Annotated in this window: 8 protein-coding genes and 3 pseudogenes; 2 read left to right on the top strand and 9 right to left on the bottom strand. The window is 52.3% G+C overall.

The window, feature by feature from the left end; genetic code table 11:
* Positions 1-265: 265 nt before the first annotated feature.
* The 3 genes from E0L35_RS10575 to E0L35_RS10565 form a co-directional block, all read right to left on the bottom strand.
* On the bottom strand, positions 266-2,323 hold the full coding sequence (locus E0L35_RS10575; RefSeq protein ID WP_138800252.1) for an EAL domain-containing protein: 2,058 nt from the start codon (positions 2,321-2,323) through the stop codon (positions 266-268).
* A complete protein-coding gene (locus E0L35_RS10570; protein ID WP_138800251.1) occupies positions 2,320-2,775 on the bottom strand; it encodes a FixG Ig-like domain-containing protein in 456 nt (151 codons plus the stop codon). The genes E0L35_RS10575 and E0L35_RS10570 overlap by 4 nt, the downstream gene beginning before the upstream one ends.
* A gap of 99 nt (positions 2,776-2,874) precedes the next feature.
* Positions 2,875-4,284 carry a PLP-dependent aminotransferase family protein gene (locus tag E0L35_RS10565; RefSeq protein ID WP_249362123.1) on the bottom strand — a complete coding sequence of 470 codons (1,410 nt, stop codon included), beginning with the start codon at positions 4,282-4,284 and terminating at the stop codon, positions 2,875-2,877.
* Between the two features lie 442 nt (positions 4,285-4,726).
* On the opposite strand from E0L35_RS10565, the pseudogene E0L35_RS10560 reads away from it, so the two are divergent.
* A pseudogene (locus tag E0L35_RS10560) lies at positions 4,727-5,368 on the top strand (tyrosine-type recombinase/integrase).
* Between the two features lie 256 nt (positions 5,369-5,624).
* Here E0L35_RS10560 and E0L35_RS10555 read toward each other — a convergent pair.
* From E0L35_RS10555 to E0L35_RS26460, 6 genes and pseudogenes are all read right to left on the bottom strand, one after another.
* Positions 5,625-7,106 (bottom strand): transposase, encoded by a 1,482-nt coding sequence (locus E0L35_RS10555; RefSeq protein ID WP_249362122.1) that lies wholly within the window; start codon positions 7,104-7,106, stop codon positions 5,625-5,627.
* Between the two features lie 218 nt (positions 7,107-7,324).
* The gene (locus tag E0L35_RS10550; protein WP_138800249.1) at positions 7,325-8,893 is read right to left on the bottom strand and encodes an HAD-IB family phosphatase; all 1,569 of its coding nucleotides are present in this window, start codon (positions 8,891-8,893) and stop codon (positions 7,325-7,327) included.
* 542 nt (positions 8,894-9,435) lie between these two features.
* Positions 9,436-9,546, bottom strand: a pseudogene (locus E0L35_RS26850) (transposase); the annotation flags it as partial.
* 56 nt (positions 9,547-9,602) lie between these two features.
* Positions 9,603-10,301 carry a transposase zinc-binding domain-containing protein gene (locus tag E0L35_RS26845; protein WP_212751679.1) on the bottom strand — a complete coding sequence of 233 codons (699 nt, stop codon included), beginning with the start codon at positions 10,299-10,301 and terminating at the stop codon, positions 9,603-9,605.
* Between the two features lie 202 nt (positions 10,302-10,503).
* Positions 10,504-10,605, bottom strand: coding sequence for a tyrosine-type recombinase/integrase (locus tag E0L35_RS26940; protein ID WP_349304639.1), 102 nt, complete (start codon positions 10,603-10,605; stop codon positions 10,504-10,506).
* Positions 10,598-10,960 carry a site-specific integrase gene (locus E0L35_RS26460; protein WP_212751678.1) on the bottom strand — a complete coding sequence of 121 codons (363 nt, stop codon included), beginning with the start codon at positions 10,958-10,960 and terminating at the stop codon, positions 10,598-10,600. The genes E0L35_RS26940 and E0L35_RS26460 overlap by 8 nt, the downstream gene beginning before the upstream one ends.
* Positions 10,961-11,247: 287 nt before the next feature.
* Between E0L35_RS26460 and E0L35_RS10535 the strand changes: the two are divergent.
* Positions 11,248-11,454: pseudogene (locus E0L35_RS10535) on the top strand (IS110 family transposase); the annotation flags it as partial.

Genomic DNA, 11,454 nt, shown 5'->3' with positions numbered 1-11,454 from the left:
CCTCCGTTGTACCGTTGTGTGGCTTACAACAGTCGTATAGGAACGGCTAAGCCTTGGAGAAGGGGCGGAGCCCAGTGAAACCTGGGAGGGGGCAGAGCCCGGGAGAAGATTAAATAAGTATAGCCCGAGGTAGACTGAAAGCAAGGCGGCACGAAGCAGCAGGGCCCCGCCATCCCGGGCGAATGAACCGCCAGCACCAACTCCATACCCTGGTTCTGTTTTACTGCTGGCCGTGTTCGAACAAGCCGCATCAACACAAACCGCGTCAGAGGTGCCTGCCGACGTGCCCCACACGCAACAGTTTAGTTAGATCCTCTGTCGGCACCGGCCTTGCGAACAGGTAACCCTGCATATACCGACATCCACTTTCACGCAGCAACCGGCATTGCTCCGGGGTCTCCACGCCCTCGGCGATGACATCCAGACCCAGGCGTTGGGCCATGGCGATGATGGCGTCGGCGATCGCAGCACTGGCCGGATCGCTGGTGATTTCGCGAACGAACGACTGGTCGATCTTGAGCGTATCGATCGGGAATCGCTTCAGATAGCTCAGGCCGGAGTATCCGGTGCCGAAGTCGTCCAGCGCGATGCTCACGCCGTAATCCTTGAGGCACGTCATTGTCGCGATTGCAGTATCGACGTCCTCCATGAGCATGCTTTCGGTCAGTTCGAGTTCCAGGTGTTCCGGGTCCAATCCGGTCTCCTTGAGTAGTTGCACCACCCGCAGCGCGAGGTCTGCGTGCCGGAACTGTCGGGCGGAGAGGTTCACGCCGATGCGTCCGGGCATCAGGCCACTTTCGCGCCAAAGCCTGTTCTGCTCGCATGCCGCTCGTAGCACCCATTCCCCGATCGATTCAATCAGGCCAGTCTCCTCCGCAACAGGGATGAACCGCGCCGGTGAGATCATGCCCATGTGGGGGTGATGCCATCGCAGAAGTGCTTCAGCGCCGACGGGGGCACCGCTGTCCACGTCAATACGGGGTTGGTAATACACGCTGAACTCGCCGTGCTTCAGCGCGCCGCGCAGCGCCAACTCCAGGGCCAATCGCTCCGGATCCCGATTGGCCGCCGCCGAGGCATAGGCCAGGTGCATGTTGCGCCCCCGGCCCTTAGCGCGGCGCAGTGCTGACGTGGCATTCTTGAACAGCTCTCCCGAGTCCGCTCCGTCGAATGGATAGGCTGCAGAGCCGATGCTGCAGGTTACGCAGATCTCCTGATCGTTGATCCGCAAGGGCTCGGAGACCGACTCAAGGATGCGTTGAGTCCAATACTCGGCATGGAGATCCTGCTGCGTATCTGTCGTGTACATGATCGCAAATTCGTCCCCGCCTATACGGGCCACGGTCGCGGGTGTTTCCGCGCCTGCGGACAGCCTCTCGGCGATGGCGCGGAGCACCTCGTCTCCGCCCGCATGCCCCAGGGCGTCGTTGACCAGCCCCAGGCGGTCGAGCCCGACAATCAGAAGCGCCACAGACGAGTTGCTGAGTTTCGCCGACTCGATGGCCTGTTCGAGGCGTTCGTGGAGTGCCGTCCGGTTCGGCAACCGGGTAAGGCCGTCGAATCGGGTTAGATAGTGGATGCGCTCCTCGGACGCCCTGCGGGCCGTGAGATCGTCGACATAGGAGAAGCTGACGGGCTCACCTTCGTACTCAATGTAGGTGGCGGTTACCTCGATGGGGATCAGTCCCCCGTCGCTGCGGCGGGCGAGTGACTCAAGTCGTGCCGAGCCCTGCGCCTTCAACTCGTGCAAATGCTCCCGCCAGGCCGCTTCCGTCATGGTGGGATCGATATCGGAAAGCAAGCGTCCTGTAAGGTCTTCGCGGGCGTACCCGAGCATGTCGCAGGCCGCGCGATTGGCATAGCGTACCCGCCCGTCGGCATCGATCTGGAACATCGCGCCCCGCGCGTGATCCACTGCGAACTGGGTCAGCCGCAGCTCCCGCTCAGCCTGCCTGCGCTCCGTGATGTCGCGCGCGGAAGGTACCATATAGGTGACGTTTCCCTTGTCGTCGTAGACCGGGTGCAGGGTGAAATCCATGATCCGCACTCGACCGTTGCGATCGAGGATAAGCACGTCAAAACGGGATGTATGCCCCTGTCCGGCGGCCCGTATCGCATCGCGCAGACGTTGCCGGCTCTGGTCTGAGAATCCCCACCAGGGGGTGGCATCAAACGGTCGGCCCAGCACATCCTCAGCTCGCGCGCCAATGGCATCCAACGCGGCTTTATTGGCGTACGTGAGCACACCATTGACGTTCAGTAGTCCGGCGAAGATTGACGGAGAAAGCCGATCCATGACCTCATGCACGGGCTGGTCAGTCATCGGATTGTCCCCATAAATTTACTGTTCTCGACGAGTTTCAGTGCCGGATCTTTCACTGATTGAAGATGGACATTGATAGCACTGACTTCAGTCTCAAGGGACTCCGGTGCAACGGATATGGTAACCGGTAGCTCAACTCTCTCCCCTGCTCCTACAGACACAGTCGCTACAGAGCTCAGTTGCAGGCCGTCCACTCCAGACACACCGATGTTATAACTCTGGCTGTGCTGACCCTTATTGAGGATCTTCAATTCAGAAAGGTCCCATAAGACCGCCTGGCGGTCTCCGCTGGTTAACCAGACAGTTCCAAAATACAGGGCAAAGAGGAGGGCTCCACCAGGGATTCTCAGGCGCCTGAAATAGCCCTTGAAACTGCGGGTATGAATTTTATCCATGAGCCTGGAGCTGTAAGGCTTGGTATCGATATTGCGAAGCAGTTTATTCTGGCTCATTACTCACTTACATTCGTTCTATTTGAAAGTGAGATTATCCAGTTTCGCCGGATCGGTGCAGGTTCAAATTTTTAATTTTCGATAGGGACAGATGGGCTGTCAGGTGAGATTCAGCAACTCTGGTAGTTGATTCAGGGCATGGATTCTTCGCTCATCCCAGGGATGGGAAAAGCTGACCCTCAGACAATTGCCATACTTACCCGATGCGGAAAAAAGCGGGCCGGGCGTGATCACAACACCTGCGTCAAGCGCCTTGGGGTATGCAGCCAGGGTGTCGACCGTTGCAGGCAGTTCCAGCCAGACCGCCAGGCCGCCCTGGGGCGCCGTCACTCTTACCGACACCAGCCATGCGAGCAGTGAAGCCAGTAGGCGGTCGCGTTGCTCACTCATCAACTTCCGTTGCCTGCGAAGATGGGCGGACAGCTCACCCTCTTCCATATAGGCTGCAACGCCCTGTTGCAAATAGCGGCTACTGGCCAGTTGAGTCACCATTTTCAGATGCAGTATCCGCTGATGCCAGCGTGCCCCTGAAATCCAACCCAGGCGCAGGTCCCGGGACAACACCTTGGAAAACGAACTGCAGTGGATGACCCGATTGCTCTCATCCAGCGCTTTAAGAGTGTCGGGAACCCGGGAAAACCCGGACTCGGCGTATATATCGTCTTCGATTATGGCCAGATCGTACTCTTCCGCGAGGGCCATCAGACGTCGCCGGGGAGCCTCGGACATCAACGCCCCTCCTGGCGTAGCAAACGCCGGAGACACGACGCATGCCTGGATGTTCCAGCGCCCCAGGGCTTCTTCAAGGGCATCCATATCCAAACCACTTGCCGTGGAGGTTGGTATTTCAATCACTTGCAAACCGAGTTGTTCCAGCAGTTGCAGTACCCCATAGAAACCCGGAGATTCCACGGCAACTACGTCCCCGCGTTGACAGCAGGCCATGAGCGCCAGGAACAAGGCATGTTGACAGCCAGAGGTTATACATAGTTCATCTGGCGTAACAGGCCACCCTCGTTTAGCCAGCAGAAGCCCAAGCTGCTCTCGCAACTTCAGATCGCCTGCAGGTTTGTCGTAATACTGGAAGTCGGCACCACGCTGCCTCCGAAGAGCCCTCCCAATGGCCCGGTTGAGGCTTACGATTCCTGGTGGCAGTTCGCCGGCATGCAGTTCGGGCAGAAGGTCGAACGCGGCATTTCGATCCATAATGTCCAGCAGTAAATCACTAACATTGACGGGGCGAGGCGCTTCAATACGGGAGGTGGTTCTCGGCGGTGCAGTGGCTTTAGGCGCCAGGGTAACGAAATGGCCTGCCTTTGGCCGAACCTCCAGAAACCCCTGCGCCTCAAGTCGCTGCAGGGCATGCTGGACTGTGGCTTTTGACACGCCCTGTTGTGTACATATCTCTCGAATGGATGGTAGACGATCCCCCGGCGTCCAACGACCGTCAATGATGCCTTGCAGTATCCACTGCTGCAGCTGCTGATAGCGGTACGTTCCTTCAGCCAAAGAGAGTCTCCCCCGGAACTTAGTGTGGACCATGCCATCATCGGCGTAATAGATTCAGTAATCCACCCATTTTAAAAGGGGTTCAAAGGTAGTGCATAGGCCATCATGGCCAACTTCTGTTGAGGGCTTTGGGAGAATTGGGCTTTTGGCCAGGACGACGAATTTAGTACTTTGTGTGGAATTTTAATTGTAACACTTTGATTCTCGGTTTCACGGGTTCGACTCAGAATCAGTATTGCCTCGGGCGTTTTTTGTTCTTCTTTCGCTCGATTTTCGTCATATTTATTCAGAATTTCATCCTTTCGTTTGAGCAATCCCCTCCAAGCGAAATCCGCATGGATTGCCGCTTTGACCGGCACGTCCGCTCAGGGTCGAGCCCTGACTGTAAATTAAATTTAGCATATGACGAGCATGAATTGAGCCATTCTTTGTCCTCCGCCTGATGGAGGAACACGCCATGAACGTTTTGACTGAAATTTTCTGTAAACCTATACCTTGGAATAAAGGCAAGTTGGTTGGACAGAAGGCGCCTCTGCGCCTTCGAGACATCTGGGCCATCCGTGTTCGTCTACAGCTTGCCAAAAAGACGAGAGACCTCGCCCTCTTCAATTTAGCCATCGATAGCAAATTACGGGGCTGCGATCTTGTCAATTTACGAGTACGGGATATAGCTCATGGTGCGTGTATATCCCCACGAGCAATCGTGATGCAGCAAAAAACGCATCGACCTGTCCAGCTCGAAATAACCGAGCAAACTCGTATCGCTATTATCGACTGGATACAGCTTGCTCAGCTCCGAAGCGAAGACTTCTTGTTTCCCAGCTGAATCAATAGCGCAAAGCATATCTCAACGCGCCAATATGCCCGTATTGTCAAAGCTTGGGTTACCGAAATAGGTCTAGATGCGTCAATTTATGGCACGCACACGATGCGTCGTACGAAAGCATCGCTGATATACCGTCGCACGAAAAACTTAAGGGCAGTGCAGCTGCTCTTGGGTTACACGAAGCTGGAAAGCACCGTCAGGTATCTAGGGATAGAGGTAGATGACGCGTTGGAAATGGCAGAACATACAGAAGTTTGATGAGGATGAACGACGGCCTATTTCGGGCCGTCGTTGTCCGGCCAAGAGCGGTCTTTGAGGTAGTGCTGATATAACGAGGCTGTAGAAAAAACCGATTTCGAGCCGTTTCCACCGCCTGTTGTCCTTATTTATTTACCCAGCCGGTCATCTGGCTGAGTAATCTTAATATCGGCATTTAGCCACTTTAGCGCCCAACTAAAGCTTGTTGAAGACGGCCTTTTGCTCTTAAAAAGCAACTTACTCCGCTCTAAGCCCTTCATGACGCGGCCATGTGGCCGTAATTCGCCAACTTTTCAATATTGTGCACTAAGCAGTAGAGCTGCCACTGACTTTGCACCTTTTTCTTACCCCGAAGGCTGAAGCGGTTCAACCTTTTCGTCGTGCCAATGTTACCGAATACAGACTCTACGACTGACATGCGATGGCTGTAAATCTCTTTGCCCTTCGGGCTATCAACCCGATGCTTCATCCAGTCCGTATAATTGGGTAAGCGTTTGTTCTCGATAATAAAAGACACTTGTCGCCCTGCGCCGTTGTGATGGTCGGCCGAACTCGGGTTCTGCATGCATCGGTATTTCTTTGGGCAATGCCGACATTGCAGCAAACGCCCTTCAAAGTGTACCCGGATCTTGCCATTGTCTGTTTCTCGTTGCCCGCGATAGGACAGCTTTTCACCGGTGGGGCAGATACACGTTAGGTTTACAGGATCAAACTGGAACGCGCTGGCGGGCGTCGTCTCTCGCCAGCCTTTGTCCGGGAGGTTCTGGTGGCGCTTGCCGTATTTGTCTTTCTGGTCGGCGAACTTCGGATCTCGGCTGCGGAACTGGTTATCGGGGATGTAGCCGTTGATCTGCTGTTCGTACAGATACTTCATGTTAGCTTCATTGGCAAAGCCAGTGACAGCGGTCACGACGGTGCCTTTCTGGTAGATGTTCTCGGCGATGCCCAGCTTCTTAAAACGCGCTTCTACCTGCTCCAGAACTGGCTTCAGGGTATGATGCTCCTGGCCTTCGCCGAAGGCCTGAGCATCAATGACGATCTGGTGCTTTTTATCCACCGTGGCTACGCCGTTATAGCCCTGGATCGTGCCCTTGCTGGTGGTCATTTTGGCACTTTCGTTATCGGTCAGATTGCTCTTCACTTCCTTGATTCGCTTCCCCTGGCCCATCCTTGGGCTGTGCATCTTTAGGAAACGATCCACTTTATTCATGGCGGCATCTAGCGAGAGAATCGTCTTGGCTCGGCGAATGTCCCGATCCAGGTCGGCTTCCGTTTCGGCTTCATCACGCGCGTAGTGCTCCAGTAGGTGATGACGAATCAGGCCTCTCAGTTTCTCACGTTTCTCATCCAATTCTTTGAACGTACCCGACCACTCTTTGGAGGCATCGGAGAACATCTTGCAGCCGTCAATGGCAAAGAGTTCGTTGCCCAGTAAGCCTTGTTCGTGGCACACCAGCAGCACTTGTTCGAATAGCGCATCAATCTCATCAGCATGGCGACTGACGAAGCTTGCCAGTGTGGTGATGTGGGGAACGGTATCGCAGGAAAGGGCTTTGAAAATAATATTGGTCTCGCAGCTCCAATGCATCTCGCGACTAGAGGCGATGCCTTTTGAGTAAGCAAACAGGATAATCTTAAGCAGGATAGCCGGATCATAGGCCAGCCGACCGGTCGCATCGTTGCGGTACTTGGGATGGAAAACGGATAAGTCGAGCTTGTGCTCGATCAGGTAATGCACAGCGTGTTCAAAGGTGCCTAGCTAGAGCTGATCCTGGTAGTTGATCCTGATAGTTGATCACCACCATGACGTTCTGATCGTAGTTATAAGCCTTGAAGCGCGGCATGCTGACCACTCCTCGTCTGTTTCCTCGATCCTACCAAAACTTAGCCGTCAGCGGTTTTTTTTCTACAGGCTCAACACTCAAATCAGTGGCGCGATTAAGCGTCCGCCTGACTTTAATTGTTAGCAGATGCTAAAGATGGGAATATATATTTTTCGATAGCCATGAGATTGCAAACTTTATTTTCGTTATAAGTCCAGCATCTACTATAAGGATCGACCTTGACGGGGTTAATCAACAAGATTATCGCATTAGACTCAAACGCATGTACATCGTTATTTGAGTTCCCGACAAATAATACTTCATTAGCAGGTATGCCATGATGCCTTATTTTCATTTTTATAAATTCAGCCTTCCCCTCAAAGTCATACTCTGTGCCAACGATTCGAGACAACTTACTAGCATCAAAAATCAAATCATTAGAGCTAATCTCTTTGATATATTTGACATTCTCACCTAAGACCGATCTAATAATAAACTCTATAGAACCGGATAATATATATATTGCTATGCCTTCAGCATGCAACTTCTTCAATAGCTCGGATACACCGTCAATTAGCTTTATGGAGTTAGCAACATTAATTAGATTTTTTTGAGAGATAGCTTTGTCATTGAACTTTTCCTTCGTAATTTGACACCACTCTGAATGATTAATTTCGCCAGCAGTAAACTTCTTATGATATCTTATACATTCACTTTCCTCATACCCTAGCTCGATCCATAGCTTCTCCCAAGTTGAGTGCCCGTTATCTTGAATGGTTAGAGTTCCATCAAAATCAAACACTACAACTTTTTTATCTCTATCCATTGATGCATCATAAGTTGGCTTTTTCTTTTTATTTATATAATAAAAACTTTTATACTTTTCTTCATGAAATAAAGAGCTACTGCCAATCAATTCTCCAGGTTCAAGGCCAAGGTTGCTTTCCAGTGCAGATATCTCATTCATGCTAGCCATGTGAAAAACAGTTGTATGACGCTTTTCATTTTCAACTTTTCTTAACCAACGTAGGTCACATCCAACCTCAGATGCAAGCTCCGCCTGAGTGATTTTCTTCTGACATCTGTAGTAATATAACTTATAGCAATCAATGAAGTAGTCCCTCTTTTCGATATTAGCCGATCTTGATGACCTTCTATCATCTAGAAACTTCTTTAATAGTCCAGATGATTGCTGCAAGAAAAAATTCACGATATGCTCAGGCTTTTCATACGGTTGCACTAAATTATTCATCTTTTCTGAATAAATTTCATCAATCAGCCTAAATACATTAACATCATCCACATTAACGCATTTGTATTTTCTTGAATCCTGCTTCTTGTAAATATGATATTCAGAAAGCACTTCTAACTTTACAAATATATATATAGGAATGTCGTTTCTTTTAGCTTCAACCCACTCTTCTCTAGTTACAGAATTAAATTCGCATGTCCCAACATCATCTAGTATTTCCAATTGAGACGACCTGCTTCCGTAGCGAGAACCAATAATTAATATATATAGATCGCATTCAGAAACACGCTTATAACAAGAAGTATCAAGAGGACAGTCTGGGTCGAAAAAAACTCCCCCTTTCTCAAAGAGAACGGGTTCTAACATGTTTTTTCCTAGAGCATTACAAACGGATTCTCTTGTGCTTTTTAGATCTAAATATGTAGAACTTACGAATACTTTAGCCTTCATCTCATTTCCTTATTTAGTTATTAAACATGCTAACAGTTAAGCATTTATTCGCCGTGCGGAGCATGGCGTATAAATGCCTGTTGGACTAAGGCGCGTCCATCAGGCAGCTATTTAATAGGGGATTGTATTGACTGGCATGCGGCCGGAGGCAAAAAGCCGTCCATAGGCATGTCTGTGGTAACGCGCTCTAATGGTGAGATTAGCTATCATTTCAGTGCCTCGGAACCTAAGTTAACCCAATGTAGCGCGCTTGATGGCTAAAATCCATCACCGGGACGAGTGTAGCCGTGCCCCTTGAGCGGGCCGGATAACCAAGTCTGCTGTAAGGGGTTGGCATTACGCCATGCTCGATAACGGCGTTCCTTATGGTTGTGTGGTTGGCCGAAGGAACGCTGGGGTATGAGCTTCCCTATCATCCGCAATGTGGGTTGCTTGCAGTGTGGGCAGGTGTAGGCACGTTCCTCATCGCTGCCAGTCATATCGTCATCCGTCCCTTGCTCAACAACCGCTAACGCTTGACGGATCTGTACCAGACGCTGCCGACGGCAGCGATTGGCCAGAAAACCGCAGTGACGAACCCGCATCAGTCCCTTGGGCAGGACGTGGAGCAAGATGCGACACACGAACTCCTCGCCATTGAGGATGCGTGCATTGTTGGGCGATCTGGCGCGTGTAGCGCGCCAGGTAACGAACTACGGCGTGGGTGTGTTCAAGACAGTCCTTGCTGTACCCCCCACTCAGTGGCCATCAGCATGTTCAGTTGTTCATCGACCTCTACGGGCCGGGTGACCCGGTGGAAATCGCCTGCATTAGCGGTCTTGCGAAGAACGCTCACCATGTGCCCGCGAAAGTGGCGTGACAAGTGCACGGGGAACAAGTAGTTGCTATGTGCTCCACGCCAGCGGTCATCGTCACCCAAGGCTCCGCCTGGAACCAAGCAGTGCAGATGCACATGCTGGCTCAAGTTCTGGCCCCAGGCGTGAAGCACGGCAATAATCCCCTTCTCGCCGTCAAGGCGTTTGGGATCGCGCCCAAAAGTGCGCAGAGTGTGCCAAGCACTCTGGAATAGCATCCGGTGAATCACCTCGGGATGGAGCTGAACCCAGCCATTAAGGCTGTATGGCAGCGTGAACACGACGTGGTAATAGCGCACAGGCAGGATATTGGCTTGCTGACGCTCGGCCCATTGTTTTATGGCGCGGCCTTGGCACTGTGGGCAATGATGATCGCGGCAGCCGAAGTAGTGTGGCTGTACGTGGACGCAGTCGGAGCACTGCAATACCCTTCCGCCCATCTCCTCCGTTCGGCAGACTAGCGGATGAGTACACACCCGTTGGCGCCGGCGATCAAGACCTGTCGGATCGAGAAAGTAGATCAGCGCCTGTTGAAAGGTAGCGGCCTTAGTCATGGCGCAGACTTTGGACGCCCCACCCTGACAAGGCGTTTGGCCTGGGTAAAGGCCTTCTGGAGCGCACTGGGGTGCAGTGCTTGATCGGGAAACAGGGCTCTCGGGAAGAGCATGTTGATGGTCGGTAGGCACGCCAGTACTCGCGCAAGCGATCGATCAGGGTCACCGGAAGCAACACCATGCGATCTTTCGCGCCCTTGCCCTAAGCGACACGCAACTGGCCGCGCTGACTGTCGATTTCACTGACCCGCAGGTGGCAGACCTCGCTCACGCGTAAGCCGCAGCCGTAGCACAGTTCAAGCATCATGCGATGCTTGGAGTTTTGGCTGGCGGACAGTATCCGCCGAACCTCGTCGCGGGTCAGAAGTTCTGGAATACGCTGCGATTTTTTTGGGGACGGTGAGCGGCACATCAAACGAAGACCACTGCAACAGGAACCGCACGCCTTGCAGGTAAACGCGGCAGCCAGCGGCGGATAAACCGCGCTCATGGACCAGGTGATTGAAAAAGTGTTGCAGGTCGTCGGTACTCAACGTGTCTGGTGGTCGGTGGAAATAACGTGCCAGATCAGTGACCACCATCAGATAGGTGTTGTGGGTACGTTGCGCAAAGCCACGCTGACGCATGGCCGCGATCATCTTCTCTCGCAAGGCTGTCATAGTCGTCACTCCTGTTTATTGACCTATGTGGGTCAATAAACAGTGTGGCCCGATGAGGCGAAAAATGTGGTTCGTCGCCAGCTACCGCGAAGCGGTTTAGTTCAACGCCTTGCTCAGGGGCGAAACGGAGTGGAGCCAATTTGTGGTAATGTGAGCGCAGCGAACCACAAATTTGCGGAGCGTAGTTTTGTCCCTTGCAGCAATTTGATACTCATTGAGCCTTCTCCCCCAGCTCAGCCTGTTTGGCTAAGCTGAAAAGGCGACCAAACCTAACAGGAGAAGACTCAATGAACTTTTACAATAGCACTCACCGTCACTACTGTGGAATTGATCTGCATGCCCGTAGCCTGTATGTCTGTATCTTGGATCAGCAGGGCGACACCCTTCTGCATAAAGAGATTCCAGCCAAACCAGAACCTTTGCTCCATCTGATCGAACCCTACCTGGACGAGCTGATCATCGGCGTCGAATGCATGCACTGCTGGTACTGGATC

Source organism: Halomonas sp. ATBC28 (assembly GCF_005937175.1).
GTDB lineage: Bacteria > Pseudomonadota > Gammaproteobacteria > Pseudomonadales > Halomonadaceae > Vreelandella > Vreelandella titanicae.
This window is presented reverse-complemented; position numbering and strand designations above follow the sequence as displayed.